Genomic DNA, 25,420 nt, shown 5'->3' on the forward strand with positions numbered 1-25,420 from the left:
AGGGGGTGACATTGAAGCACCGGCATACCCCGCTGCGAAGTTCGCGCTTCGTCGAGAGGGACGACGTAGCCGGGGTGGGTCACTGACGGCTGATTGCCCGCGAGATGCCGGCGGTGACGGTCGTGGCGAGGATCCAGCCGGCAGCGGTCAGCCCGTGAGCGAACCATTGTCCGATGCCGCGGGGTGCGAAAGCCGCCTCCTGCCCGAAGGTGATGATGGGGACCAGCAGGTCGAGCGTGTAGAAGACCGCGTTGAACGGCGGTGCCTTTCCCGCGTCGAGCGGTGCGGGCGGATGTACGCCGAAGAAGATCGCACCGCAGGCGAGCAGAGCCACGAGCCAGAGGCCGGCGCGCAGCGGCCGGTAGCCGTAGCCGACGGTCGCGCCCTGGACGTGCCCCCAGGCGCGGCCGAGCGGGGGCAGCGTGTCGCGCCGGTGGCGCTGTTTGGCCAGCAGCACGGTGCGTGCTTCGTCCTCGTGTCCGAGCCGTCGGTATGTGGCGGCGAGCTGTTCGTACGGTTGAGGGAGGTAGCCGTCGGCACCGCGCCGGAGCCAGTCGACCCGTTCAACGGCCGGGAGGGAGTGTGCGAGGGCGTCGTAGGTGGCCTCGGCAAGCCGGAGGTGGGCAGGCCAGGTGTCCGGGGTGTCGTACAGGGTGCCCAACTGGGCATTGCGTGCGTCGACGGTGCCGTCGATCGGCCCCTTGGTTCGCAGGTCCGTCTCTCTGGCCTGGACGAGCCGCAGGGACAAAGCCGTGCCGTCAGGATGGGTGAACGTGGCGTCGCGGAAGCTGAGCCGCGTACCGACGTGGGTGCCGTCGAGTTCGACGCCACCCACGACGGAGAGGCCCTCGCCGAGGTCGAAATTGCGGGCGACGCTGACATCGACCGCCTCCAGCGCGATGTCGTCGGCGTTGTTCAGCCGAGCACCGCAGAAGCCGATCGCTGCCGAGACCGTGGCACCGGACAGGATGATCCGCCCCTCAGCCCTGAAGTTCGGGTGGAAGGTGAAGTCCTCGGTGATCTGGACGTGGTAGGCGTCCAGTGCGTGGCCGCCGGGGTTGCTCAGGGAGGCACCCTCAAGGTCGAACTCCCCGTCGATGGAGCCACCGGAGATGCGGAAACCTCCCTGGACAGCCAGGTTGGCGCACAGCACGTCACCGCTGACGGTTACATGGACCGCGGATATCGACTCGGGCCCGGGTGCCGTGATCACGGCGTCGCGGAGGTCCAGGTCGCCGTTGATCTGGGCGCGGTTCAGGACGAGGGGGCCCGTCAGGTGGCAGCGGGACAGGACCAGCCGGCCGTCGATCTGGGCCGTGTCGGCGGCGAGACCTGGCAGGGAGCTTCCCGGGAGGGCCAGTTCACGGATCCTGGCGCCCTGAAGCAGAGGCACCTCGTCGAAGCGGCAGTCTGCCAGGACGACCGGCACGGCTACCTCGGCGAAGCTCAGATCCAGGCCGCCCGTGATGCGGGCACCGGTGAGGCGCAGTGCTGGGCGGTCGCCCGGGGTGGGATCGGCACCGGCACCCAGCAGCAGCGCCGCGATGACGTCGGCCCGTACCGCGGATTCCGCCGATGACGTGCCGTCACCGGCATCGACGGCAGCGCCCCGCGCGTAGGAGTCCCACAACCGGCTTTCCACAGGGTTGAGTTCACCGAGAGGCATGATCGGTGATCATTCCGGTGCGGGCCCTTCCGGGACAAGACCCGGCGCTGATTCTGTGGACGGGACGACCACTTCAAGGGTGACGGCATACGTCATGCCATGCCCGGCCATTGCCCGACCGCACAACTGAACATTGCGGGCCACGACTCGGCCCGTGCGACAGCGGATCACACCATCCACCGGCGATACACCGCGGCATACGCCTGGTCCATCGCATGGTTGTAGGAGACCCTCTCGCCGAGGAGCGCCTGGGTGCCGAAGCGAAGTCCGAGCATGAGGTCCACGCGGCTGAGATCCAGGCAGGGCATTGTCCCGAAGGTCGGGAAGAACCCACAGGCGAGCGTCGCCCTTCGCTGCCGGTCCTTGGCGCCGGACAGGGAGAAGGCGTCTCCGTAGGCCGCTCTGATGTCCGCCTTGCGGACGAAGGGAAGGCGTCGCTCGCTGACCATGTCGGCGTCGGCGAAGAATCCGGTCGCGGGTACGGGGAAGTCATGGATGGTCCGGTGGTACGCGTCGACCCGGAACCTCGATGCCCGCATCCGGCTTCTGCAGAGCTTGTGCAGTTCGGTGATGTCGACGGCATTGGTGAAAACCCGCCTGGGGTGCTGGTCGGGCTCCAGGACCGTAAACAGGGCGTAGTTGTGGCGCTTCTCGGTCTCCGTGAGCTGTTCGCAGATGACCCGGGCATCGCACAGGGCGTCGATCTCGCCCTCCGTGAGTCCGACTACTTCGTCGAGGGCGGCGGCCGACGGCTCAGGTCGGTACAGGCACCGCATCAGTACGGCGGAGACCCGTTGCAGATCCTCCCCGAAGGAATCCCGGGTGCGGATGAAACGGCTGATGACTTTGGTGTACTTGGCGGGCAGGGAACTGCGCAGAAACAGCCAGTGGTCGTATGCGCCCTCGGTGAAGGACTCGTGGAGGAAGGACAGTTCGGTGACCAGCGCATTCGCCTCCAGCAGATCGACCAAGGTGATCGCGGGACCGATTCCGGAAACCGATGTGGGCTCGTATGCGACGGTGTTGCGGCGCGCCGAGCGCGCGGCGTTCACGCGGTGTCTTTCGATGAGTTCCGTATGTTCCTCACCGAGGACCTTTCCCGGGTCCCGCTCGCCGTTTTCCGACAGGGCCGCGATGAGGGTGAGGGCCACCGCATTGCGTTCGGCCTCGACCATGAATCGGTCATAGAGCGGAGGACAGAGCAACGCGTCGTGGAAGTGGCGTATTTCGTGGAGGATCGTGGCCTCGGCCAGCAGGCGTTCCCTTTCCGGATCCGCCGACGGGCCGTCCTGCGCCTTCCAGATCTCGGGACGGTGCCTGGCGAGCACGTCGGAACGGATGAGGATCACCGGGACACCGATGATGTGGGAACCGATCCTGCCTGTGTGGGTCATGGTTCGAGGAGGCGCCTGATCTGTTCGGGAGTCAATTCCGCGATGTTGTACCGCGCGCCCTCGATGGTGATGTTTATTTCGACGGGCGGGATCGTGTGTACGGGCGGTGCATTTGTGCTCGGTTCGTCAGCGGAGTCGGGTTGCCTCCGGCGTCGCTTGACCAACTCGACGAGCTGGACCAGGGCCAGAGCCGCTTGGCCCGCACTGACCACGAGAGTTCCGATACCTACCAACGTGTCGAACTCGAAGCTCAGATCGCTTTCGGCGGCCGGTGTTTCCGCACTGCGCGCCAGTCCCGAATCGGAGCGGAACAGCACGTCGAAAACAGCTTCGGTGGACAGGGAGGAGGGAACGCGGAAAGAGATGTCGGCCTTGACTGTCACTTTTCCCCCAGTTAGTTAGGTCGGTGGCCGTTGCTCAGTATGGCATGACGTCGATCAGCCCACTCGGAGTTCACGGAAGACGTACTCTGGCATTCGTGCGATCCGAGAAGATCCCAGGTTATGCAGCTGCACGTCTCTACTACCCCGTCTCGCCCGCCCGGGCCGGCGATCCGGAGGCGCTCACGCGGAGCAAGGCCGATGCGCTCCGGGCGCACGTGGGTGCCGACCTCGAACTTCGGGTGGAGACCACGCCGTTCAGTCCCGGACTCTTCGGTGTCTCCTCAAGGGGTCCCTACGCCGAGGCAGTGCTGCGGCTCGTGGAGGCCGGGTGGTCCGACGACGTCCTTCCGCAAGTGCGCGGCATGGACGGATCCCTGTTCCTCCGATTCCGCCTGGAGGACAGCGAGTTCCTCCAGCAGTTGATCGACCACCGCGATCCCGACTGGGAGCCCGAACTCGCCTTCCGGCGCCGGCTCCTGCACTGGGGCACGGAGAACTGGGGTGGCCTCACCTGGACCCTGTCCGCGGGCGGCACACACCTGTACTGCTGCGACGTCGACGTGTTCCTCCCGGAGGAACCGCAAGAGGTCACCGAGGACCTGTACCTGTACGTCCTCTCCTTCGACCCGGTGGCGTACGCGCGCGCCTGGTCGGACGAGGCGGGGGAAGTCCGGCGGGGCCGCGGTGGCCTCGACGGACCCAAGGTGCCCGACCGTGCGGACCGGGCTGCGGACCCATCGAGCGATCCCGGCACCGCCGCTCCGGCCGAGGACCCGCGTATCGGCCGATGCGTCGACTGCGGAACGTGGCTGACGCTGCCGTCAAGCATGTTGGCGGTCCTCGACGAGTCGGGTGGAAGGGCCGTCGTGCCCTGCACAGGGTGCGGGAAGGGCCGCCTGGTCCGTATCAGCAGCGCGTCAGAACGCCGCCTGGGCGGTGTCCGCTACGAGATGCTGCCCCCGCCGGACCCCTCGCTCATCCCCGAGGAACTGCTACGCGCCATCAAGCAGGTGGACGACTAGCGGGCACGCACAGAGCAGGGCGCCGGGGTTCGCCGGGCGCCCTGTCTCAAGAGGGCCCTGTCACCAACGGGGGAGCCGGAGTTCGTAGTCGGGCTGGAAGCGCCGCATGTATCCGGTGTCGTCGCGGCTGCGTACGCCCGAGTCGATGTAGAGGCGGTGCAGCCGGTCCAGGGCGGCGTGGTCGAGTTCCACACCGAGGCCGGGGCCCGTCGGTACCTTGACCTCGCCGTCACGGAACTCCAGGACACCGGGGAGGACGACGTCGTCCGCCGAGTTCCATGGGTAGTGCGTGTCGCAGGAGTGGTCGAGGTTCGGGATCGCCGCCGCCACATGGGTCATGGCGGCCAGGCTGATGCCCAGGTGAGAGTTGGAGTGCATGGAGAGGGCGAGGCCGAACGCCTCGCACACCGCGGCCAGTTCACGGGTTCGGCGCAGGCCGCCCCAGTAGTGGTGGTCGGTGAGGAGGACCTGGATGGCGTTCTGCTCGATCGCCGGCTTCAGGTGCTCCCAGGCGATCACGCACATGTTGGTGCCCAGCGGCATCGGCGCGTCCTTCGCCACCGCGGCCATGCCCTCGATGCCCTTGGTCGGGTCCTCCAAGTACTCCAGGACACCGTCGAGTTCACGGGCGACGTACTGCGACGTCTCCACCGTCCAGGCCGTGTTGGGGTCCAGGCGCAGCGGCTGACCGGGGAAGGCCTCGGCGAGCGCCCTGATCGCGGCGATCTCCTCGTCGGGCGGGAAGACACCGCCCTTCAGCTTGAACGACCTGAATCCGTACCGCTGTTGCATCAGCCGGGCCTGCTCCACGATTCCGGCCGGGTCCAGGGCGGCGCCCCAGTCGTCGCCGACGGCGGCGCGGCCGTCGAGGGCCGGGTGCTCTGCCCACTTGTAGAAGAGGTACGCGGCGAACGGCACCGAGTCCCGGACCGTCCCGCCGAGCAGGTCGCTGACCGGGCGGTCGAGCAGCTTGCCCTGCGCGTCGAGGCAGGCCACCTCCACGGCGGAGGTGGTCCAGCCGCGTTCGTGACTCGAAGGCACCGTCGGCAGCAGGGCGGCGTCGATCGCGGCGCCGACGGCGGTCGTGTCGAAGACGTCCATGCCGACGACGACCTTCGCGGCAGCCTCGAGTCGCTCCAGGCGCGCGATGCCGCCCGGGGACTCGCCGAGGCCCACCGTGCCGTCCTCCAGCACCAGTTGGAGGATGATCCGCAGGGCGAGTGGCTCGTGCACGCCGTTGGAGTTGAGCAGCGGCGGGTCGCGGAAGGCGATCGGGGTGACGATCAGCTCCCTGATCCGAGTCGGGTCGCTCATGCGCCGACCACCTCCAGGCCGTGGTCGATGAGTTTGGACAGCCGTGTGACGTGCTCCGGGGTCGGGTCGACCAGGGGCGCCCGTACGCCACCCACGTCCAGGCCACGCAGGGCCACTCCTGCCTTGACCAACGCCACGGCGTACCCCGGTACCTCGTCGCGGAGCTGGACGAGGGGGCCGTAGAACTCGTCGAGGAGCGTGTCGACCAGAGCCGCGTCGTCGGAGGCGAGCGCCCGGTGGAAGGCCAGCGCGATCTCGGGTGCGAAGGCGAACACGGCGGAGGAGTACAGCGAGACGCCGATGCCCCGATACGCGGGCGCGGTCATCTCCGCCGTGGGGAGGCCGTTGAAGAACTGGAAGTCCTCCGTGCCCGGTACGGCCCGTACCGCGCGCACGATGCGGTGCATCCGCTCGATGTCGCCGAGGCCGTCCTTGAGGCCGACGACGCCGGGCAGTGCGGCGATCCGGGCGGCCGTCTCCGCGGTGAGGCGGGCGGTGCCGCGCTGGTAGAAGACGACGGGCAGGTCGCTCGCTGCGGTGACCTCCTCCACGTAACGGACCAGGCCCTGCTGCGGGGCCGTCACCAGATAGGGCGGGAGCAGCAGAATGCCGTCGGCGCCCGCGCGGGCGACACGGGCCGCGTGGTCGCGGGCGACCGGGGTGGGGCCGCCCGCCGCGGCCAGGACCGGCACCCGGCCCGCGGTCGTCTCTACCGCGACCCGGGTGGCCCGCTCGATCTCGTCGGGGGTCAGTGCGTGGAACTCACCGGTTCCGCAGGCGACGAACACACCGCCCGCACCGGCCGCGACGCCGCCGGCGATGTGCTGGGCGAGCCGTTCCTCGTCCAGCGAGCCGTCCGCGGTGAACGGCGTCACCGGGAAGAACAGCACTCCTTGGAACTTCATGTCTCCCTCAAACGTGGGGGGTCGGGTCAGCCCTTCGTGGCACCGGCGGCGATGCCGGTGACCAGGGAGCGCTGGAGGAGCAGATAGACGATCAGGCTGGGGATCAGGGCGATGACCGCACCGGCCAGCACCACCCCCGAGCCGACCTCGGGATCGGTGCGCAGGATGGACAGGGCGACGGTGACCGTGTAGTCGGTGGGGTCCTTGGAGGCGATCAGCGGGAGGAGGTACTGGTCCCAGATCATGATGAAGCCGAGGACGCCCGCCACGCCGAGCGCGGGCTTGCACAACGGCAGGACGATCTGCCACAGCATCCGCAGTTCGCCGACGCCGTCGAGGCGTGCCGCCTCCTCTATCTCCGCGGGGATGTCCCGCATGAACTCGGTCAGCATCATCACCGAGAAACCCCAGGCGCCCAGCGGCAGGATGACGCCCCAGACCGTGCCCTTGAGGTCCACGTGGACCACGGGAACGTCACCGAGGACCAGGGACAGCGGGATCGCGATGACCTCCTCGGGCAGCATCAGCGTCATCATGAACAGCATCATGATCAGCGCCTGGCCGCGGAACCGGTGCCGGGCCAGCGCGTACGCGGCCAGCGTGCACACCACGAGCTGGAGCAGCAGCCCGCCGCCCGCTATGACGAGCGAGTTGCCGAGGTAGTCCCAGATGCCGCGCTCGCCCGCCACCCTGAAGTTGAACAGTGTGCTGTCGTGCGGCAGGAACGACAGCGAGGAGCCGCTGGGGTTGGTGGTGAAGGCGCCCGAGAAGATGGTGAGGAACGGCGCCGCGAAGATCGCGAGGGCGATCGCGCAAAGCAGGATCCTGAGACCCCACGCGAGACCGGGCCTGTCGTTCCAGCCGAGAGCGGTGTCGAAGCGGGCCGGGGTGGTCCGCTGCGTCCTGGTGGCCCGTCCGGCCGGGGTGTCAGGGGCCGCCGGCCGGACGGAGTCGATGACGGGGGCGCTCATCGCGCTTCTCCCCTCGTGCGGAGGTGGTTGACCATGACGGTGAGCAGGAGGGTCACGCAGAGCAGCACGACCGAGGCCGCGGACGCGCCGCCGATGTCGTTGCGGGTGAAGCCGAGGGTGTAGGCGCGGGTCATCCAGACGTCGGTGGACCCGGCGGGGCCGCCCCCGGTCAGGACGTAGACCTCGGTGAACACCCGCAGTCCGCGGATCGTGGCGAGCGTGAGCACGATCATGAGCGCCGGGCGGATCGCGGGAAGCGTGACGAAGCGCAGCCGCTGCCACAGCGAGACGCCGTCCATCGCCGCGGCCTCGTACAGCGAGCGGTCCACGCCCGCGAGACCGGCCAGGAAGATCACCATGTTGTAGGGGGCCCAGATCCAGATGCCCATCACCATCGTCGAGTACAGGGCGATGTCCGGGTTGTCGAGGTACTGGACCGGGCCGAGTCCGAAGAGGTGCAGGCCGCTGTTGAGGAGGCCGTCGGAGGTCGGGTAGTACATCAGCCGCCACAGCTCGCCGACGACCGCGGTGGCCGTGACGGCGGGCAGGAAGACGGCGGTACGGAGGAACTTCAGCGAGCGGGCCTGGCCCTCCAGGAGCAGTGCGAGGGCGAATCCGAGCAGGATCGCGCCGACCGCCTGGCCGATGCCCAGGATCAGGGTGTGCCCGATCGCGTCCTGGAAGCGGTGGTCGGTCAGGACCCTCGTGTAGTTGTCGAGGCCGATCCACTTGTCACCGAGGAAGGGCCTGACGTCGAAGAAGCTGAGCCAGATGCCCCTGGCCATCGGCCAGAACTTGAAGACCAGGGCGAGCAGCAGCCCCGGAGCCAGGAAGAGCCAGGGCACGACGGCCCTCTTGTTGACGGTCTTCTTGGTGAAGCCGCTCCGTGCGGCGGGGACGGTAGCGGTCATTTCAGCAGGTCCTGGTCCTTGAGGTCACCGGCGAGCGTGTCGTTGAGCTCCTTGAGCTGGGAGCGGACGTCACCGCCGCAGTACGTGAAGATCGAGTTCAGGGCGTCGGCGGTGTCCTGCTTGATCGGGGCGAAGTCCGGCGCGTTCGGGAACTGCTCGGAGGCGTCCTCGTAGGCCTTCTGTACGACACTCCAGCGGGCGTCGTTCCTGACCTTCGCCGCGTCCAGCGTGGAGTTGACGGGGATGCGGACGACCGGCTGGTGGCCGTCGACGCTGGTCATGGCGATCTTCTGGCCCTCGGGCGAGACCAGGAACGAGGCCAGCGCCAACTCCTGCCGGTCCTTGCCGGTCTTGGCGCCGAGGTAGACGTTCTCGCCGTCGGCCAGCACATCACCGCCGGCCGGGCCCGCGGGGGCGGGCATGACCTCGTACGTGTCCTTGCCGGGCGTGGTGTCGAAGGTGGTGATGTTGTACGGGCCGGTCATGTACATCCCGGCGTTGCCGTCCTGGAAGTTGGTGGCCGTCGCCGTCACGGCGGTGATCGCGCCGGGCTGGACGACACCCTTGCTGCCGCAGAAGAGGTTGTCCTTCATCCAGGTCACGGCGTTCACCGCGGCGGCCGAGTCCATGGCCGGGGTGTACTTCCCCTGGCCGTCCGGCTCGATGATCTTCGCGCCGCCCTGCCACAGGAAGCTCGCGCCCCACCAGGCCGCGTAGCCGTTCTGGGCGCTGGCCGGCGCGACCATGCCGTACGTGTCGGCCTTGCCGTCGCCGTCGGGGTCCTCGGTGGCGAAGGCCTTGGCGACGGAGAGCATCTGCTGCCAGGTCGTCGGCGCCTTCAGCCCGAGTTTCTTCAGCCAGTCGGCCCTGATCATCAGGGCCTGGGCCTGACGGGAGTACGGGATGCCGTAGTGCTTGCCGTCGATGCCCACGGTCGAGGACCAGGACTTGGCGGTGATCTCGTCGCCGCCCGCGACCGACGCGGGGTCGATGGGCTTGAGCAGGCCCTGGCTCTGGTAACTGCCCATCAGGGCCGTGTCGTTGATCATGACGTCCGGCAGGTCCTTGGTGGAGGCCCGGCTCTGGAGCTGCTGGTCGAAGTTGATGACCGGCTGGTAGTCGATCTTGATGCCGGTCTTCTTGGTGAAGGCGGCGAAGACCCGGTCGTAGGTGGCGGCCGAGTCCGGATTGCTCCGGGTCCAGACCTCCAACGTGTTCGGATCGCTGCTGCCCGCGCTGTCGGAGCCGGAACCACAGGCGGCCGTTGCGAACATCATTCCCGCGACGGTGGCCGCTGCGGCCAGGCGGCGTCGTCGTCGGCGATCGCCCATGGACACTCTCCGTTCCTGCTCATGGTCGTTCATATACATGAACTCGCTTCACGCATCTAAATGATCGGCCAAGCTACGGATTGTTTCTTCCATATGTCAAGACATGGCTGAGAGTCTTCACAGAGGCTGTGCACGGGCCCATCGGGGAACGCTGGTGTGAAGGCAGTGGTGCGCGTGGTCGAGGAGGCGCGGATGGACGACCGAGGCGAGAGCCCGGGTGCGGTGGCGGCGCGGCTCACCGGCCGTAGGACGACGGATGAGCGCCCGCTGTCCGGCGCGCTGGCCGAGGTGGCCCTCGATGACGGCCGGACGGTGATGGTGAAGCGCGCCGACAGCCCTGAGGAGGCCCATGCGGAGGCGGCCGGGCTGCGCTGGCTGGCCGAGGCCGGCACGGTCCGGGTGCCGACCCTGCACGGTCAGGACAACCCCTGGCTGGTGACCGATCTGATCGAGCGGGGTCGGCCGAGCCGGGAGGCGGCGCACGATCTGGGCCGGGCGCTGGCCGGGCTGTACCTCGCCGGGGCGCCCGCCTTCGGCTCCGCACCGCCCGGTGGCCCCCGGCAGGCGTACATCGGGCGCGCACCGATGCGGAACACCGAAGGCGCCGAGTGGCCGCAGTGGTACGCCGAGCACCGGGTGCTGCCCTATCTGCGGCGCGCGGTGGACGACGGCACGATCGCGGTCGCTGAGGCCGAGGTGATCGAGCGGCTCTGCGCACGGCTGCCCGGTCTCGCGGGCCCCGCCGAACCCCCGGCCCGGCTGCACGGCGACCTGTGGAACGGCAACGTGCTGTGGGGCGCCGACGGCCATGCCTGGCTGATCGACCCGGCCGCGCACGGCGGCCACCGCGAGACCGACCTCGCGATGCTCCACCTCTTCGGCTGCCCGCACCTGGACGAGGTGCTGCGCGGCTACGAACAGGTGGCACCGCTCGCCGAAGGCTGGTCCGACCGCATCGGGCTCCACCAGCTGTTCCCCCTGCTGGTGCACGCCGTGCTGTTCGGGCGGGGCTACGCGGAACAGGCCCTCAGCACGGCGAAGGCGGCCCTGGAACGGTGAGCGCACCGGTCCGGACCGCCTGAGCCTGTGACATCGCCGGCGAGGAAAGCGCGGGAGCTGATTTCACGCCCCGAGGGGCAGTCGCTGAGAAGGAAGCTCCCTCATGGCCTCGCCACGGATGGCACCCGCGGTGACCCGCGGGTGCCTCCCGGTGCGATGTCGGCGGCGAGGAAAGCGAAAGGGCTGGAGCTTTGGAGGCCCGGTGATGAAACCGGTGAGAAGGAAGCCCCTTCATGGCCTCGCCACGACACACGCTAACAGTCACTCGGGGATCAAGTCGCGCAGATTTTCCGGGGTGATGACCACCGAGTCCGGGTGCAGCCCCTCGGGACGCTCCAGTCCGATGTACGTCACGGGCTCGTCCGGCACCGACTCGGCGACCCAAGGCGCCACGTCCGTACCGCCGTTCGCCATCAGCCCGGTCAGATACCCGACCGTCAGCTGCTCCCGCTCCACGATGGCGCGCAACAGCGTCGCCACCGACACCTGGTTGCCCTCGACGCGGTTGTACGCCGGACGACCCTTCAGGTACAGGTGCAGCCACTTGGCGTGCCAACTCCCGTCGTCCGCACGCCGGAACGCCAGCGGCAGCGCCACCCGGCCGGGCCCGCGCAGCTCCGACTTCATGCGCACGGTCCGCGCCTCGAAGGGCTGCCCCCTCTGCTCGGCCTCGCGCAGCATGAACCCGAAGAACGACTCCTCGGCCTCCTCGAACTGCTCCCCGGAGAAGATGTTGACCTGCGGCACGATGTACGTGCCCCGCATCGCCCCCAGCCGCAGGTTGATGAACTCCGAAGCGCCGTCGGGGGCGTTGGTGATGTCACCCGAGTGCTCGCCCCCCATCTCGCTGAGATTGGTGTAGGACAGCCACGACACCGTGTCGTACTGCGCGTCCAGCAGCAGCGCCGACAGGTCGTAGTCGGTGACGCGCTGCTTCTGCTTCCAGTACACGAAGAACCGCAGCAGCTCCCCGTCGACCCGCGAGACGGAACCGCGGGGCAGCACACCGAGCCCCGCCGAGGTCGCCCGCCCGCTGAGCGGAAGCGCCACGTCGAGGATGTCGGGGTCGACCAACAGGCGCTGCGGCGACGGGAGTCGGCGACCGATCTCCGCGTCCAGCGCGGCGATCAACCGCTCACGGTCCGCCTCCGGTACGGCCGCACGCGTGTCGTCGGCGACGTGCGCACGGCCGAGACGGTTGATGAACACCCGCTGCCTGCCCGCCTCTTCGGCCCGGTTGTGCAGGTACTCGCGCACCGACAGCACGACCCGCCCGGAGACCTCCAGGGCGGTCTGCTCGACGGCGGCCACCACGGCGTCCCGCTCCTCCTGCGTGCGCGCGGTGCGCAGCAGCCGGTCCAGCGCACGGAACAGCCTGCCGGGCGCGGACCTGAGCAGCTCCGCGGCCCCGGTGACGTCGTCCGCGCCGAGCAGGGCCTCGACGCGGGCGTCGAAGGTGTACGCCTTCTGCTCGCCCCGGGCGACGGCGAACACCTCGGCGGCACGCGGCCACCGCGGGTACTCGTGCGGGTGCAGGCGCTCGCCGAGCCGCTTGAAGGCCTCACGGTGCGCGAGGACGTCGGCGAGCTTGGCCGGGGCCGCCGTCACGACCGAGTCGAGACCCGCGAGCAGGGCCCGGCGGACCGGCCGCGACAGCGCACGGAAGCGGGTCGGCTCCTGGAGGGACACGTCCCCGCCCGACAACGCGCAGGCCAGCCGCAGAACATCGGTCACGGTGTCCAGCAGCAGGCCCGAACCCGCCTTCAGCCGGGCCTCGTTGACGACGGCACGGTTCTCCCGCACCGGGATCACCTCCGGCTGGGGACCGTCCACGCAGTGCTCGGCCAGCACCTTGAGGTCGGCCAGGTGCTGGCCGAGCGGCGTGCTGCTGCCGGCCAGCGCCAGGTACAGGGCGGTGACCTCGTCCTCCAAAGCGCCACCCAGGTGTAGGACGGTCAGCCGGTCACCGACCGCGGCCGTCAGCTCGTCGTGCGCGGCGAGCATCTCGTCGTACGTGTGCCGGTAGGTGCCGTACGACGGCAGCGTGAGCAGGTTGATCACGCCGTTGCGCAGCTGGGCGAGGACGCCGGAGCGTGTCTTGCCGTCCTCCAGGGCCTCGCGCACGCAGCGCATCCAGAACTCGAACGTGTCCGGGACGTTCGCCGGGAAGTCCTTGAAGTAGACGTTGTGACGCACATGGTCGCCGGCCATCTGACGGACGGTGGCGAGCGCGGGGACGGCGATGTCGACGACCGTGCCCTCGGACAGCCCCGACAACGTCCTCAGCGCGTCGGCCGACAGCTTGAAGCCGACGGACATCAGCGCGGCGTCGAACTGCCGCGCCGCGACGTCGCCCTCGCCGGCGGGGCCCGCGGGAGCGGGCAGCCGGAGGGCATGCCGAATGACCAGGGATTCCAGACGGTGGACCATGCCGGAATGGTCGCAGAGGTGTTCGATCCGGCGCACCGGAGTTTTCGGGGCCGCGGGCGTCCGCGGGCCCCGGGGTCAGGACTCCTGGTCCTGCTTCTTCTCCTTGATGCGCGCCGCCTCCTTGCGGACCTCCGCCTGCGTGGCGCGCTCCTTCTCCAGCCACTCGGGGCTCTCGTCCCGCAGCGCCTCGATCTGCTCGGTGGTGAGCGGCTCGGTGACCCCGCCGCGCGCGAGACCGGCGATGGAGACGCCCAGCCGCGCGGCGACGACCGGGCGGGGGTGCGGGCCGTTGCGTCGCAGGTCCTGCAACCACTGGGGCGGGTTCGCCTGGAGTTCGTTGAACTCGGTGCGCGAGACGACACCCTCCTGGAACTCGGCGGGGGTGGCAGGGAGGTACACACCCAGCTTCTTCGCCGCGGTGGCGGGCTTCATCGTCTGGGTGTTCTGGTGCGACGTCATGCAGTCCAGGGTATCGGCCGCGCGCGAGACCTCCGACCACAGTGGGTAACCTTGCCGCGTGACAGACTCGCCAGAACCCCGTTCCTTCCGACTCGCGTACGTCCCCGGGGTGACGCCCGCCAAGTGGGTGCGGATCTGGCACGAGCGCCTGCCGGACGTCCCCCTGGAGCTCCTCCAGGTGACCGCCGCGGAGGTCTCCGACACGTTGCGCGACGGGGGCGCGGACGCGGGACTTGTACGACTGCCGGTCGACCGTACGGTGTTCAGCGCGATCCCCCTCTACACCGAGACGACGGTCGTGGTGGTCCCCAAGGACCATGTGGTGACCGCGGCCGAGGAGGTCACGTTGGAGGATCTCGCCGACGAGGTCGTCCTCCACCCCCTCGACGACGTCCTCGGCTGGGACCGGCCGCCCGGCGAAGCGGCTTTCGAACGCCCGGCCACCACGGAGGACGCGATCGAGCTCGTGGCGGCGAACATCGGCGTTCTTGTCGTCCCCCAGTCCCTGGCCCGCCTCCACCACCGCCGCGACCTCACCTACCGCCCCGTTACCGACGCCCCGCAGTCCGACATCGCCCTGTCCTGGCGCGAGGAGGCGACGACGGACCTGGTCGAGGACTTCATCGGCATCGTCCGCGGCCGGACGGTCAACAGCACACGGGGGCGGACGCAGCCGGAACCGGAACCCAAGAAGGGCAGGGGGAAGAGCGGCGGCAAGGCCCCCACCGCAGGGAAGGGCACGGCGAAGGGGACTTCCGGCGCGTCCAGGGGTTCCCGCGGCGGGGCTGGTGGTGGGTCGAAGGGCACGGGGGCGCGACGGGGGAAGCCGAGGCGCAAGGGGTAGGGCTTTTCTGGGCCGGCGGCCTGGTTGGTCCTGCTGAGGGAGCGGGAATCCGGGGCCGGGTACGGAGGCCGGAAACCAGCGGCTGGAACCGGGGTGCCGGCGGGCGTGTGCCGGCCTGGCATCCGGGGCCGGGAGCCTCGAGCGGGACCCGAGGCCGGAGTCGGGACCCGGGGCCGGGAGCCCGCGGCGGGAAACCGTGTGCCGCGAGCCCCAGGCCGGGATCCGAGGGCTGGGCCCGTGCCGGACCGACGTACCGAAACCGGGTGTCGGACCCGAGTGCGGGTATCGCGTGCCGGAGTCGGGGCCCGGAGCCGGGTGCCGGGAGCCCGCGGCGGGAAGCCGTGTGCCGCGAGCCCCAGGCCGGGATCCGAGGGCTGGGCCCGAGTGCCGGACCCACGTGCCGAAACCGGGTGTCGGACCCGGGTACTGGGCGTGTTGCGCGCGCTCGGCGCCGACCGGCGCCAGGTCCTCGCCCACAAGGGACGGCTGCTGCTCTCCGCGCTGGCCGTGGTCCTGTCCGTGGCGGGCGGCCGCGGTGGCGCCGGTGCGGCGGGGGTTGCGCAGGGCGTTGCGCCGGCTCATCCGCCCGACCGGGCCGAAGAGGGCCGGGAAGGCGCGCCGGGCTCGTCGTCCGGTCGAGGTTCGCACCCATCGCCGTACGGCTGCCCGACGGCAAGCGCGTCGAGACCACCGCCGGCGGGTACCGACTGCCGGACCCGCGTACCTGGCCCGGGGGCGGGGCTCGGTGTCGAAGGTGGCGCCCACGGTGGGGATGCCCGGTCCTTCGCAGGCGCCGGCCCCCATTGCCGACCCGTCCGCCGAAGGGCACCCGGCGAGCGCGGCTCAGTCCGTGCCGAACACCCCGTCGGCTCCGAAGACCAGCCCCGCGAACCGTTCTCCGATCAGCCGGTGCGTCGCCGCGTCCGGGTGCAGGTCGTCCGGCAGGGGCAGCTCGGCCGAGTCGTTCTCGCCGTACAGCTCGCGCCCGTCGAGGTAGTGCAGGTCCGGGTCATCGGCGCCGCGCTGCTTCACGATCCGGGCCAGCTCCTCGCGGATCACCTGGAGGGTCAGCTTCCCGCTCGCGCGTTCCGCCGGGTCACCCAGTGTCCTGAACCGCAGCCGGCCCTCGCCGAGCTCGCCGACGTCCGGGAAGCAGGGCCCCGGTGTGTCCTCGTGGATCGGGCACAGGATGGGCGAGACGACCAGCAGCGGCGTGTCCGGGTGGCCCTCGCGGATCGTGTCGAGGAAGCCGTGGACCGCGGGACCGAAGGCCCTCAGCCGCATCACGTCGTGGTTGACGATATTGATGCCGATCTTGACGCTGATCAGGTCGGCGGCCGTGTCCCGTACGGCCCGCGCGGTGAACGGATCGAGGAGCGCGCTCCCGGCGAGGCCCAGGTTGATCAGCTCCACGCCGCCCAGTGTCGCGGCGACCGCGGGCCAGACCCCCGTGGGGCTCGCCGCGTCCGAGCCGTGGCTGATGGAGCTGCCGTGGTGCAGCCACACCGGGCGCTCGCCCCGGGGCGCGGGCTCGACGGGTGCGTCGGTGCGCAGCGCGATCAGCTCGGTGGTCTCGTTGTGCGGCAGCCATATCTCGACGTCCTTGACCTCGCCCGACAGCCCGTCGAAACGGACGGTCCCGGGGGATCCGGGCCGGACCTCGGACGTCCCCGCGGTCATGTCGACGGTGATGACGTTGCCGCCGAGCACACTGCCCTGACCGGCCGGCCGGCCGTCGACGACCAGGTCGTACACCCCGTTCGGCCGGGGCGGGGCGCCGACGTAGGCCCGCTTGGTCGGCAGGGTGTCCAGCTCCACCACGGTGGCCCGGGTGCGGAAGGCCAGTCGTACGCCGGCGGGCTGGGACTCGGCCATGGCCAGCTGGTCGTCGGTGTTCTGGGCTCGGGCCCGGGGCGGCAACCGGTGCGGCAGCACCCCGAGCTCGGTGTGCTCCACATCGAGGGCGCCGCGCAGCAGCTCGGCGGTGACGGTGGTGGTGATCCAGTCGGGCATGTCCTCAGCCTGTCGGTCAGCGGGTGGGCCAGTTGCGCAGGAGCGTGTCGAGGGCGTCCAGGATCCGCGTCCAGGACTCCTCCGAGTCGGGGGAGCTGTGGCTGAACCCGCCTGCCCCCTCCAGGCTCGCGTAGCCGTGAAAGGTGCTGCCCAGCAGCCGTACGGCGTGGGTCTGTTCGGGTTCGGGCAGGTCGTAGCCGCGCAGGATGGCCCGCATCATCTGCGCGTGCCGTACCCCGGCGCTCGCGGCCGCGGTTTCCGGGTCGAGCCTCAGCCGGGCCGCCGCGGCACGGCCCGGGTGGGCGTGGGCGTAGTCGCGGTAGACGTTCGCGAAGGCGGTCAGGGCGTCCTTGCCGGCCCGTCCGGCCACCGCGTCGGCGGAGAGGTCGGCCAGCTCCTCCAGGGCGGACAGGGCGATCCGGGTCTTGAGGTCCTGCGAGTTCTTCACGTGCGAGTAAAGGCTCGCGACCTTGACGTCGAACCGCCGGGCGAGCTCCGAGACGGTCACCTGCTCGAAGCCCACCTCGTCGGCCAGCTCCGCGCCCGCCCGGACCAGCCGCTCCGTGGTCAGCCCTACCCGTGCCATAGCCGTCCTCTCGTATGCCAGAGTCGATTATGCATTTGCCTAAAGTCTTTAGGCAACCTAGCGTGGACTTATGGAACCGTTGACCGAGAAAGAGATCCGCGCCGCCTTCGTGAACTGCACCAAGGGCGAGGCGAAGCGGCTGGCCGTGCCGCGCGACCTGGCCGACCGGCCGTGGGAAGACCTGGACTACCTCGGCTGGCGCGATCCGCAGGCCCCCGACCGTGCCTATCTGGTGACCGTCCTGGACGGCCGTCCGACGGGACTCGCGCTGCGCGGCGCGGCCGCCGGTTACCGGCAGGCGCGGCGCAGCATGTGCTCGATGTGCCTGACCACCCACTCCGGCGGCGTCTCCCTGATGGTCGCCCCGAAGGCGGGCAGGGCCGGGCAGCAGGGCAACTCGGTCGGGGCGTACATATGCGACGACCTGGCCTGTTCCCTGTATGTGCGCGGAAAGAAGGACGTGGGCGCCGGCGCGCGGCTGCACGAGACGCTCACCTCGGACGAGAAGATCCGGCGGACGGTGGCGAACCTTGCCGCCTTCGTCGCCAAGGTGACGGACGCCGGGTGAGCCGCGGGACGGGCTTGCCGTGATTGCAGGCCCCACCGTCCTGAAGAGCCCTCCGTCCTGAAGAGCCCTCCGTCCGTAAGGCCTCTCCGTCCCGAAGGCCTCTCCGTCCCGAAGGGCCCTCCTCGGCGCCCCCGGTGGCAGAATCGGGGCCGTGGATCGGGGGATCCTCGAGCGGGAGCCCGAGCTGGCGCGACTGGCCTCGGCCGCGCGGGACGCGGCGGACGGGGCCGGATCCGTGGTGCTCGTCTTCGGAGAGGCCGGTATCGGCAAGTCGAGCCTGGTGAAGGCCCTCCCGGACCACCTTCCGGCCGGCACCCGGATTCTCGTCGGCGAGTGCGACGACCTCGCCACCCGCAGACCGCTGGGCCCCTTCCGCGACCTGATCGGCAGCGTCGGCGGCGAACTCGTCGGTGCCGTGACGCAGGGCGGCGACCGCCATCGCGTCCACGAGGCGCTGCTCGAAGAACTACGCGGAGCGGTCCTCGTCGTCGAGGACGTCCACTGGGCCGACGAGGCCTCCCTGGACGCCCTGCGGTTCCTGGTCCGGCGGACGGAGCGACTGCCCACCCTCCTCGTCCTGACGTACCGCGACGACGAGTTGAGCCGTGCGCATCCCCTGCGGCATCTGCTGGGCCAGGTGTCCCGGGCACCCCGCGTCCACCGGTTGCCCCTGGCCCGCCTGTCCCTGGACGCCGTACGCACCCTCAGTGCCGGCCGCGTCGACCCCGCCCAGGTGTACGCGGTCACCAACGGAAACCCCTTCTTCGTCGCCGAGATCGTCGCCGCCGGCGGCACCGGACAAGTGCCCCCGACCGTCGTCGACGCCGTGCTCGCCCGGCTGCGGGGGCTGCCCGGCACCACCGTGGACGCGCTGGAGCAGTTGGCCGTCGTTCCCTCGGCCGTCGAACGCCCGCTGGTCGACGCGCTGCTGGCCGACGGAGTGGCCGTACTGGCTCATGCCGAGCAGCGCGGTCTGCTCACCGTCACCCCGGAACGCGTCGTATTCCGGCACGAGTTGATCCGCCGGGCCCTGGCCGACTCCCTGCCCGCCGCCCGGCGTATCGGCCTCAACCGGGCCGTACTCGCGGCGCTCGTCGCCCGCCCCGGACCCGATGCCGCCCGGGTCGTCCACCACGCGGCCCAGGCCGGCGACCGGGACGCCATCGCCCGCTACGGCCCCGACGCGGCGAAGGACGCCGCCGCCACGGGCGCCCACCGCGAGGCCGCCGCCCAGCTCCGGCTCGTACTGCGCGACCGGCACCGCTACGCAGCCGCCGAACTCGCCGACCTGCTCGAACGCTACGCCGTCGAGAGCTACACCATCGCCGACTCGGCCGCCGCCGTCGCCGCCCAGCGCGAGGCCGTCGCCCTGCGCCGCGCCCTCGGCGACCCCCTCGCCCTCGGTGCCGACCTGCGCTGGCAGTCCCGCATCCACTGGTGGGCCGGCGACGCCGATCAGGCCCAGGAGGCCGCCCGCGAGGCCGTGGCGGTCCTCGAACACGCCGGAGACGACCGGCTGTTGGCGCTCGCCGTCAGCAACACCGCCCAGCTGCGCATGCTGTCCGAGCGCTACGCCGAGGCCGTCGAGCACGGCGAGCGCGCCATCGCCCTGGCCCGCAAGGTCGAGGACCCCGCGATCCTCGCCCATGCCCTGAACAACGTCGGCACCGCCCGCTGGCGCTCCGGAGACCCCGGCGGGCGGGAGCAGTTGGAGGAGAGCCTCGATGTCGCGCTCGCGGCCGGCGAGGTCGAGCACGCCTGCCGCTCCTACGCCAACATCATCTGGAACCTGCTCGACAACCTCCAGTACGACGAGGCCGACGCCTTCCTGCCCTCGGCGATGGAACTCGCCGACCGCGCCGAGCACTTGGGCTTTCTCAACTACCTCCACGTCGAACTCGCCATGCGCAGGCTCGCCGCCGCCGACTGGGCCGACGCCGAGAGACACGCCGAGTACGGCATGCACGACTTCATCCCGGCCCGCTGCCCCGCCCTGACCGTCCTCGCCCGGATCCGCATCCGCCGCGGCCGTCCCGGCGCCGACGAACTCCTCACCGAGGCATGGGAGATCGCCGTAGGGACCAAGGAACTGCAACGCACCGGACCGGTGGCGGTGGCACGGGCGGAGTCGGCCTGGTTGCGCGGGGACGAGCGAGCGCTGATCGAGGCGGCCGCGCCCGTCCATGCCCCGGCGAGCCGGCTGCCCGGAGCTCCCTGCCGGTCCGAACTCGGCTACTGGCTCGGGAAAGCCGGTCACCCCGTGCCACCGGACGACTCGGACCATCCGTACGCGTTGCAGGCGCGCGGGCAGTGGCGCCGGGCCGCCGCGCTCTGGCAGGCCGCGAGCTGTCCCTACGAACACGCCTCGGCCCTCGCCGAGAGCCCGGATCCCGCCGACAAACTGGAGGCCCTGGCAGCCTTCGACGCGCTGGGCGCCGAACCGGCGGCCCGCATGCTCCGTGCCGAGCTGCGGCGACTCGGCGTGCGCCACATCCCGCGCGGCCCCCTCGCCGCGACCCGGGAGAACCCCGCGGGCCTCACCGACCGGCAGCTCCAGGTCATACGGCTGCTCGCCGAAGGGCTCACCAACGCGGAGATCGCCGCCCGGCTCGTGGTGTCGGTCCGCACGGTCGACAACCACGTGCGGGCGGTGCTCGACAAACTCGACGCGTCGGGCCGCCGCCAGGCCGCCGTGCGCGCGGCCGAGCTGGGTCTGGTGCCCGACGGCTCCCCGACCTAGGTACCCCGGCGCGCCGAGCTGGGTGACGGTCACGGATGTCCGTCGCGGTGTGACGCGAGTAGAACGGGCGAATCGACCCGATTCGAAAACGGGGGACCCCATGTCCAGTACACCCGCCCAAGCCGCACGCCGTGAACTGACCGGATTCACCGGGGAGTTGATCGGCCCCGAGGACGCCGGCTACGAGGAGGCCCGTACCGTCTACAACGCGATGATCGACCGGCGTCCCGCTCTGGTCGCCCGCTGCGCCGACGCGGACGCGGTGGCCCGCACGATCGGCTTCGCCCGCACCCACGGCCTGCCGCTCGCGGTGCGGGGCGGCGGCCACCACGGAGCCGGGCTCGGCACGGTCGACGGGGGAGTGGTCGCCGACCTGTCGCCGCTGAAGGACATCCAGGTGGACCCGGCGGCCCGCACCGTCCGGGTCGGCGGCGGCTGTGTCTGGGGCGAGGTGGACCGCGCCACCAACGTGCACGGCCTGGCCACGCCCAGCGGCATCGTCTCCACGACCGGCGTCGGCGGCATCGCCACCGGCGGTGGGCTCGGGCACCTCACCCGCAGGTGCGGTCTGACCATCGACAACCTGCTGGAGGCCGACGTCGTCCTTGCCGACGGCCGCCGGGTGCGGGCGAGCGCCGACGAGAACAGCGACCTGTTCTGGGCGATCCGGGGCGGCGGCGGCAACTACGGCGTCGTCACCTCGTTCGTCTTCCGGTTGCACGAGATCAGTACGGTGATCGCCGGGCCGACCTTCTGGCCCGTCGAGGACAGTGCCGAAGTCCTCTCCGTGTACCGGGAGTTCATCCTGAACGCGCCCCGCGAACTGGGCGGCTTCTTCCTGCACGGCACTGTCCCGCCGGCCCCGCCGTTCTCCGAGGAGATCCAACTGAGCAAGACGGCCGGCGTGGTCTGGTGCTACACCGGCGACGACACCGAGGCCGCGGCGCGCGCGATGGCCCCGCTGCTCGAGGCCCTGCCCGCGCCGCTGCTGCACGCGCCCATGGTCATGCAGCATCCCGACCTGCAGGCCATGTTCGACGGGCTCTACCCGCCCGGCCACCAGTGGTACTGGCGGGCCGACTTCGTCGAGACCGTCCCGGACGAGGCGGTCCAGCTCCACGCCAAGTTCGGCGCCGAGGTGCCGACCGTCCAGTCGACCATGCACCTCTACCCGATCGACGGCGCCGCCCATGACGTGGGCCAGGACGAGACCCCCTGGGCCTACCGCCACGCCAACTGGGCCTCCGTCTTCGCCGGCGTCGACCCCGACCCGGCCAACGCGGAGCTGGTCAAGCGGTGGACCGTCGACTACTTCGACGCCCTGCATCCCTACTCGGCGGGCGGCGCCTACGTCAACATGATGATGGACGAGGGCCAGGAACGCGTCCGGGCCAGCTACCGCGGCAACTACGACCGCCTGGCCCGCAGCAAGGCCGACCGTGACCCGGACAACGTGTTCCGCCTGAACCAGAACATCCAGCCGGCCCCGAGGCTGTAGGACGCATCGCTCCGCGCGGCCGGGGACGTGTGCCGCCCCGTCAACTCCGTGTCCGAGGAGGCCAGTCGAGGGCAGCGCGGGCGAACTCCGGCGCATCGGCCTGCGCCGCGGTACCGAGGCCGTAGGGCGTGCCCCTCCGAGCAATCGCGGACGTGTGCGGCACCGTTCAACTCCGGTTCCGCACCAGCCAGTCGAGAGCCGCCCGGGTCGTGAACTGTTCGCGGCCTTCCCGCAGGGGCTGAGCGGCGCGGGTGAACTCCGGCGGCGGGACCCGGGAGGGTGTCCAACGGCTCCGAGGCCGTAGGGCGGCCGTCCCCTCGCGCCGCCGCGGACGTGTGCGGCACCGTTCAACTCCCCTTCCGCACCAGCCAGTCCAGAGCCGTCCGGGCCGTGAACTCCTGCTGGCCTCCCCGCAGGAGCAGAGCGGCGCGGGTGAACTCCGGTGCGTCGGCCTGCGCCGGGACGTAAGGGATCGCGATGCAGCGCATCCCGGCGGCGTGGGCCGCGGCCGCGCCCGGGGCGGCGTCCTCCAGGACCACGCAGCGGGCCGGCTCGGCGCCGAGCCGGCGGGCCGCCTCCAGGAACACGTCCGGCGCGGGCTTGCCGTGGGCGACCTCGTCGGCCGAGACGGTCGTACGGAGATACGCGTCGAGGCCCGTCCCGGCGAGGATCGCGTCGATGGCCTCCGGGGAGGACCCCGAGGCGACCGCCATCGGCACGTTCTCACCGGCCAGCAGCTCCACGAACTTCCGCATCTCCGGGTACGCGCGCGTGGCCGTGCGGGCCAGCTCCAGATAGCGCCGGTTCTTGTCCGCGAGGAGTTCCGGCACGGACGCCCGCAGTCCGTACAGCGATTTCCATCGCGTGACCGTCTCCCGCGTGCTGATCCCGACGTAGCGCTCGTGGTCGGTCCAGGTGAAGTCCGGGACGCCGTGCGCGGCGAGGGTCTGCCGACCCGCCTCGTAGTAGTTCGGCTCGCTGTCCACGAGCGTTCCGTCGAGATCGAAGACGACCGATATGCCGCTCAGCCTGCTCATGGCTTCCAGGATGTCAAAGATCAACTCCGGGCAGTGCGCCCGACCGACTCCACCAGCGGCAGCAGCCGGTGGGCGACCCGCTCCCGCAGCGCCACCTCGGTCCGCGTCCGCACCACTCCGGGCAGGCTGATCACCTTCTGGATCACGTCCTCCAGGTGCGCGTTGTCCCGCGCCACGACCCGCGTCAGCAGATCCCCGCCGCCCGCGATCGAGAACGCCTCGACGATCTCCGGCACCGCCGCCAACGCGTCCCCCACGTCGTCGAGCCGCCCCTGGGTCACCTCGATGTGCACGAACGCCAGCACCGGATGACCGAGCGCGGCGGGCGACAGCGAGGGCCCCGTACCGGTGATCACCCCGTCCCGCTCCAGCCGGTCAAGGCGCGCCTGCAGGGTGCCCCGGGCGATCCCGAGGATCCGCGCGTACTCCCGCACACTCGTCCGCGGCCGCTCCAGCAACAGCCGCAGGATACGGGTGTCGAGCTCGTCCACGGCCATGGCGTACGACCTCCTCGTGCCTGGTTCTTTGGCCCGCCGCCGGACGCTCCAGGACTCTCCCTGCTGTACCAATGGCCCAGCATAATCGGCCGCGCTTGAGCCGATAGTGGCGTGGATGCTGCAATGGGCCCGTCGATGGCGCTGCGGACCCCGCGGCGCCTTTTCCATGCCGGTACCCAGCCGGCGTCCAAGGATTTCAGGGGGCGGTACGTGCTGAAGAGGGTGTTCATGGCGCCGGACCCGGGCCGGGTCCGGCTGCGCTTCGCCGCGCGGGCGGTGCTCGGCATCGGTCTCGCCGTCGTGGTGTGCGGCCTCGCGGGCCACTCGCTCGCCGGTGCCGTCACCGGCGGCCTCGCCGCGCTGCTCGCCCTGTTCACCGTCACGGACGCCACCGTCCGGGGGCAGGCGCTCACCACCGCCCTGCTGCCCGCCGTCGGCCTCCCGGTCCTCACCGCCGCGGCCGAGCTGCACGACCACCCCGTCGCCCGCGACCTCACCTTCCTCGCCGTGGTCGGCGCGGGCGTGTACGCCCGGCGCTGGGGACCGCGCGGCCACAGTCTCGGCGTCTTCGCGTTCATGACCTTCTTCGTGGCGCAGTTCCTGCACGCGAGGACCGACCGGCTGCCCGAGCTGTACGCCGCCGTCCTGCTGTCCGTGCTCACCGCCGCCACGGTCCGTTTCGGCCTGTGGTGCTACGAGCGCCGGCTGCCCCCGGCCCCCGTACCCGCCCCGCCCGCCGGCACCGGCCTCGCCCGCGCGACCACCCGCCAGGCGGTCCAGGCCATGGCGGGTGCCGGCTTCGCCCTCGTCGTCGGCCAGCTCGTCTCCGGCCAGCGCTGGTACTGGGCCGTCGGCGCCACCTGGTGGATCTTCGTGAACACCGCATCCCGCGGCGAGACCCTGGTGCGCGGCTTCCGCCGTGTCCTCGGCACGGTGATCGGCATCGGCCTCGGCCTGCTCGTCGCCGTACCCCTGCATGGAACGCCGACGCCCACGGCCGCCCTGGTCGCCGTCTGTGTCTTCGGCATCTTCTACACGGCCGCCGTCTCGTACACGTGGATGATGCTCTGGGTCACCCTGCTCGCCGAGCTCCTCTACGGCCTCCTCGGCGTCCTGAACCCCGGCCTGCTGGCGCTGCGGCTCGCGGAGACCGGCGTGGGCGCGGTCGGGGCCGTCCTGGCCGTGCTGTTCGTCCTGCCGATCACCACCCACAGCGTCACCGACGCCTGGATCCAGCGCGCCCTGCGCTGCGTCCACGCCTGCACCGCCGAGGCCGCGGCCCGCCTCGCGGGAGTGCCGGGCGCCGACCCGGGCGGCCGGGTGACGGAACTGGAGCACCTGCTCGGCAGGGTCCGCCTCTCGGTGGCCCCACTCGTCCACCCCCTCAACCCCATGCCGGCCCGCAAGCGCCGCGCCCGCCGCGTCCTTGCCCTCCTCGACGACTGCGCCCGCGAGATCCGGGGCCTGGTCACCGTCGCCGCCGACCCGGAGGCCTCGCACGACACCCGCCTGACCAGCGCGTGCCGACGGGTGGAGGCCGCTGTGGAGGCGCTCACGGACGGCCGGGACATCCCGGTGGCGGACCGTCCTGCCGCTGAGGAACCCGCACTGGCCCATCTGCACGGACTGGAACGGGCGCTCGCGGAGCTGGCGACGCCCCTGCGGACGCCGACCGGCTCGCCGTTGGTGGGCGCCTGACCCCCATGTCCGTGACGACCCCGTGAATTTCACCGGGCTGGTCTAGACCGGTAGTGATCGACTGCTACCGTCGCCCCGGACGGCACAGACCGAG

Annotated in this window: 21 protein-coding genes; 7 read left to right on the forward strand and 14 right to left on the reverse strand. The window is 70.9% G+C overall.

All coding sequences use genetic code 11. The features are described 5' to 3' along the window. Nucleotides 1-79: 79 nt before the first annotated feature. The 3 genes from ACZ39I_RS18190 to ACZ39I_RS18200 all read right to left on the reverse strand — a co-directional run bounded on the left by ACZ39I_RS18190 (nucleotide 80) and on the right by ACZ39I_RS18200 (nucleotide 3,443). A complete protein-coding gene (locus tag ACZ39I_RS18190; protein WP_467245365.1) occupies nucleotides 80-1,666 on the reverse strand; it encodes an oxidoreductase in 1,587 nt (528 codons plus the stop codon). A 167-nt stretch (nucleotides 1,667-1,833) separates the two neighbouring features. Then, complete coding sequence (locus ACZ39I_RS18195; RefSeq protein WP_467245366.1) at nucleotides 1,834-3,060, reverse strand: hypothetical protein; 1,227 nt, start codon at nucleotides 3,058-3,060, stop codon at nucleotides 1,834-1,836. Next, entirely contained in the window at nucleotides 3,057-3,443 is a 387-nt protein-coding gene (locus ACZ39I_RS18200) for a hypothetical protein (RefSeq protein WP_467245367.1), read from the reverse strand. The genes ACZ39I_RS18195 and ACZ39I_RS18200 overlap by 4 nt, the downstream gene beginning before the upstream one ends. 95 nt (nucleotides 3,444-3,538) lie before the next feature. Between ACZ39I_RS18200 and ACZ39I_RS18205 the strand changes: the two genes are divergently transcribed. After that, nucleotides 3,539-4,465, forward strand: coding sequence for a hypothetical protein (locus ACZ39I_RS18205; RefSeq protein WP_467245368.1), 927 nt, complete (start codon nucleotides 3,539-3,541; stop codon nucleotides 4,463-4,465). Nucleotides 4,466-4,525: 60 nt separating this feature from the next. Here ACZ39I_RS18205 and ACZ39I_RS18210 read toward each other — a convergent pair whose 3' ends face one another. The 5 genes from ACZ39I_RS18210 to ACZ39I_RS18230 are packed head-to-tail and all read right to left on the reverse strand — an operon-like array spanning nucleotide 4,526 to nucleotide 9,897. Continuing rightward, the gene (locus ACZ39I_RS18210; protein ID WP_467245369.1) at nucleotides 4,526-5,779 is read right to left on the reverse strand and encodes a glucarate dehydratase family protein; all 1,254 of its coding nucleotides are present in this window, start codon (nucleotides 5,777-5,779) and stop codon (nucleotides 4,526-4,528) included. Further along, on the reverse strand, nucleotides 5,776-6,684 hold the full coding sequence (locus tag ACZ39I_RS18215; RefSeq protein ID WP_467245370.1) for a 5-dehydro-4-deoxyglucarate dehydratase: 909 nt from the start codon (nucleotides 6,682-6,684) through the stop codon (nucleotides 5,776-5,778). The genes ACZ39I_RS18210 and ACZ39I_RS18215 overlap by 4 nt, the downstream gene beginning before the upstream one ends. Before the next feature lie 26 nt (nucleotides 6,685-6,710). Then, on the reverse strand, nucleotides 6,711-7,655 hold the full coding sequence (locus ACZ39I_RS18220; protein ID WP_467245371.1) for a carbohydrate ABC transporter permease: 945 nt from the start codon (nucleotides 7,653-7,655) through the stop codon (nucleotides 6,711-6,713). Further along, a complete protein-coding gene (locus ACZ39I_RS18225; protein WP_467245372.1) occupies nucleotides 7,652-8,566 on the reverse strand; it encodes a carbohydrate ABC transporter permease in 915 nt (304 codons plus the stop codon). The genes ACZ39I_RS18220 and ACZ39I_RS18225 overlap by 4 nt, the downstream gene beginning before the upstream one ends. Then, nucleotides 8,563-9,897, reverse strand: a complete 1,335-nt coding sequence (locus tag ACZ39I_RS18230) for an ABC transporter substrate-binding protein (RefSeq protein ID WP_467245373.1) — start codon at nucleotides 9,895-9,897, stop codon at nucleotides 8,563-8,565. Before ACZ39I_RS18230 ends, ACZ39I_RS18225 begins: the two co-directional genes overlap by 4 nt. A gap of 192 nt (nucleotides 9,898-10,089) precedes the next feature. Here ACZ39I_RS18230 and ACZ39I_RS18235 point away from each other — a divergent pair, with 192 nt between their 5' ends. Beyond that, nucleotides 10,090-10,956: a fructosamine kinase family protein gene (locus ACZ39I_RS18235; RefSeq protein WP_467245374.1), complete on the forward strand. Its 867-nt coding sequence runs from the start codon at nucleotides 10,090-10,092 to the stop codon at nucleotides 10,954-10,956. Between the two features lie 261 nt (nucleotides 10,957-11,217). Here the strand turns inward: ACZ39I_RS18235 and ACZ39I_RS18240 are convergent, their stop codons facing one another. Together ACZ39I_RS18240 and ACZ39I_RS18245 are read right to left on the reverse strand one after the other, a co-directional pair. Beyond that, complete coding sequence (locus ACZ39I_RS18240; protein WP_467245375.1) at nucleotides 11,218-13,386, reverse strand: TerD family protein; 2,169 nt, start codon at nucleotides 13,384-13,386, stop codon at nucleotides 11,218-11,220. Nucleotides 13,387-13,461: 75 nt separating this feature from the next. After that, nucleotides 13,462-13,845 carry a DUF5997 family protein gene (locus ACZ39I_RS18245; protein ID WP_467245376.1) on the reverse strand — a complete coding sequence of 128 codons (384 nt, stop codon included), beginning with the start codon at nucleotides 13,843-13,845 and terminating at the stop codon, nucleotides 13,462-13,464. Between the two features lie 58 nt (nucleotides 13,846-13,903). On the opposite strand from ACZ39I_RS18245, the gene ACZ39I_RS18250 reads away from it, so the two are divergent. Beyond that, entirely contained in the window at nucleotides 13,904-14,689 is a 786-nt protein-coding gene (locus ACZ39I_RS18250) for a LysR substrate-binding domain-containing protein (RefSeq protein WP_467245377.1), read from the forward strand. Between the two features lie 843 nt (nucleotides 14,690-15,532). On the opposite strand, the gene ACZ39I_RS18255 is transcribed toward ACZ39I_RS18250, so the two are convergent. Continuing rightward, entirely contained in the window at nucleotides 15,533-16,702 is a 1,170-nt protein-coding gene (locus tag ACZ39I_RS18255; protein WP_467245378.1) for a GDSL-type esterase/lipase family protein, read from the reverse strand. Between the two features lie 16 nt (nucleotides 16,703-16,718). Continuing rightward, nucleotides 16,719-17,288, reverse strand: coding sequence for a TetR/AcrR family transcriptional regulator (locus tag ACZ39I_RS18260; RefSeq protein ID WP_451474541.1), 570 nt, complete (start codon nucleotides 17,286-17,288; stop codon nucleotides 16,719-16,721). A gap of 70 nt (nucleotides 17,289-17,358) precedes the next feature. Here ACZ39I_RS18260 and ACZ39I_RS18265 point away from each other — a divergent pair, with 70 nt between their 5' ends. The 3 genes from ACZ39I_RS18265 to ACZ39I_RS18275 all read left to right on the forward strand — a co-directional run bounded on the left by ACZ39I_RS18265 (nucleotide 17,359) and on the right by ACZ39I_RS18275 (nucleotide 22,094). Further along, nucleotides 17,359-17,856: an FBP domain-containing protein gene (locus ACZ39I_RS18265; protein WP_467245379.1), complete on the forward strand. Its 498-nt coding sequence runs from the start codon at nucleotides 17,359-17,361 to the stop codon at nucleotides 17,854-17,856. A gap of 151 nt (nucleotides 17,857-18,007) precedes the next feature. Continuing rightward, nucleotides 18,008-20,596 (forward strand): ATP-binding protein, encoded by a 2,589-nt coding sequence (locus tag ACZ39I_RS18270; RefSeq protein WP_467245380.1) that lies wholly within the window; start codon nucleotides 18,008-18,010, stop codon nucleotides 20,594-20,596. A gap of 100 nt (nucleotides 20,597-20,696) precedes the next feature. Then, nucleotides 20,697-22,094 (forward strand): FAD-binding oxidoreductase, encoded by a 1,398-nt coding sequence (locus ACZ39I_RS18275; RefSeq protein ID WP_467245381.1) that lies wholly within the window; start codon nucleotides 20,697-20,699, stop codon nucleotides 22,092-22,094. Between the two features lie 347 nt (nucleotides 22,095-22,441). On the opposite strand, the gene ACZ39I_RS18280 is transcribed toward ACZ39I_RS18275, so the two are convergent. Further along, the gene (locus ACZ39I_RS18280; protein ID WP_467245382.1) at nucleotides 22,442-23,131 is read right to left on the reverse strand and encodes an HAD family hydrolase; all 690 of its coding nucleotides are present in this window, start codon (nucleotides 23,129-23,131) and stop codon (nucleotides 22,442-22,444) included. A 20-nt stretch (nucleotides 23,132-23,151) separates the two neighbouring features. After that, the gene (locus tag ACZ39I_RS18285) at nucleotides 23,152-23,628 is read right to left on the reverse strand and encodes an Lrp/AsnC family transcriptional regulator (RefSeq protein ID WP_467245383.1); all 477 of its coding nucleotides are present in this window, start codon (nucleotides 23,626-23,628) and stop codon (nucleotides 23,152-23,154) included. A gap of 210 nt (nucleotides 23,629-23,838) precedes the next feature. Between ACZ39I_RS18285 and ACZ39I_RS18290 the strand changes: the two genes are divergently transcribed. Further along, a complete protein-coding gene (locus tag ACZ39I_RS18290; RefSeq protein ID WP_467245384.1) occupies nucleotides 23,839-25,326 on the forward strand; it encodes an FUSC family protein in 1,488 nt (495 codons plus the stop codon). Nucleotides 25,327-25,420: the final 94 nt, after the last annotated feature.

This window comes from Streptomyces sp. NPDC024687 (assembly GCF_055559055.1).

Bases quoted from the DNA above. Each gene is read 5' to 3' on its own strand.
- ACZ39I_RS18235 (WP_467245374.1), top strand. From the start codon at position 10,090: ATGGACGACCGAGGCGAGAGCCCGGGTGCGGTGGCGGCGCGGCTCACC.
- ACZ39I_RS18240 (WP_467245375.1), bottom strand. From the start codon at position 13,386: ATGGTCCACCGTCTGGAATCCCTGGTCATTCGGCATGCCCTCCGGCTG.
- ACZ39I_RS18265 (WP_467245379.1), top strand. From the start codon at position 17,359: ATGGAACCGTTGACCGAGAAAGAGATCCGCGCCGCCTTCGTGAACTGC.
- ACZ39I_RS18260 (WP_451474541.1), bottom strand. From the start codon at position 17,288: ATGGCACGGGTAGGGCTGACCACGGAGCGGCTGGTCCGGGCGGGCGCG.
- ACZ39I_RS18285 (WP_467245383.1), bottom strand. From the start codon at position 23,628: ATGGCCGTGGACGAGCTCGACACCCGTATCCTGCGGCTGTTGCTGGAG.
- ACZ39I_RS18280 (WP_467245382.1), bottom strand. From the start codon at position 23,131: ATGAGCAGGCTGAGCGGCATATCGGTCGTCTTCGATCTCGACGGAACG.
- ACZ39I_RS18225 (WP_467245372.1), bottom strand. From the start codon at position 8,566: ATGACCGCTACCGTCCCCGCCGCACGGAGCGGCTTCACCAAGAAGACC.
- ACZ39I_RS18255 (WP_467245378.1), bottom strand. From the start codon at position 16,702: ATGCCCGACTGGATCACCACCACCGTCACCGCCGAGCTGCTGCGCGGC.
- ACZ39I_RS18245 (WP_467245376.1), bottom strand. From the start codon at position 13,845: ATGACGTCGCACCAGAACACCCAGACGATGAAGCCCGCCACCGCGGCG.
- ACZ39I_RS18195 (WP_467245366.1), bottom strand. From the start codon at position 3,060: ATGACCCACACAGGCAGGATCGGTTCCCACATCATCGGTGTCCCGGTG.
- ACZ39I_RS18190 (WP_467245365.1), bottom strand. From the start codon at position 1,666: ATGCCTCTCGGTGAACTCAACCCTGTGGAAAGCCGGTTGTGGGACTCC.
- ACZ39I_RS18215 (WP_467245370.1), bottom strand. From the start codon at position 6,684: ATGAAGTTCCAAGGAGTGCTGTTCTTCCCGGTGACGCCGTTCACCGCG.
- ACZ39I_RS18230 (WP_467245373.1), bottom strand. From the start codon at position 9,897: ATGGGCGATCGCCGACGACGACGCCGCCTGGCCGCAGCGGCCACCGTC.
- ACZ39I_RS18275 (WP_467245381.1), top strand. From the start codon at position 20,697: ATGTCCAGTACACCCGCCCAAGCCGCACGCCGTGAACTGACCGGATTC.
- ACZ39I_RS18210 (WP_467245369.1), bottom strand. From the start codon at position 5,779: ATGAGCGACCCGACTCGGATCAGGGAGCTGATCGTCACCCCGATCGCC.
- ACZ39I_RS18220 (WP_467245371.1), bottom strand. From the start codon at position 7,655: ATGAGCGCCCCCGTCATCGACTCCGTCCGGCCGGCGGCCCCTGACACC.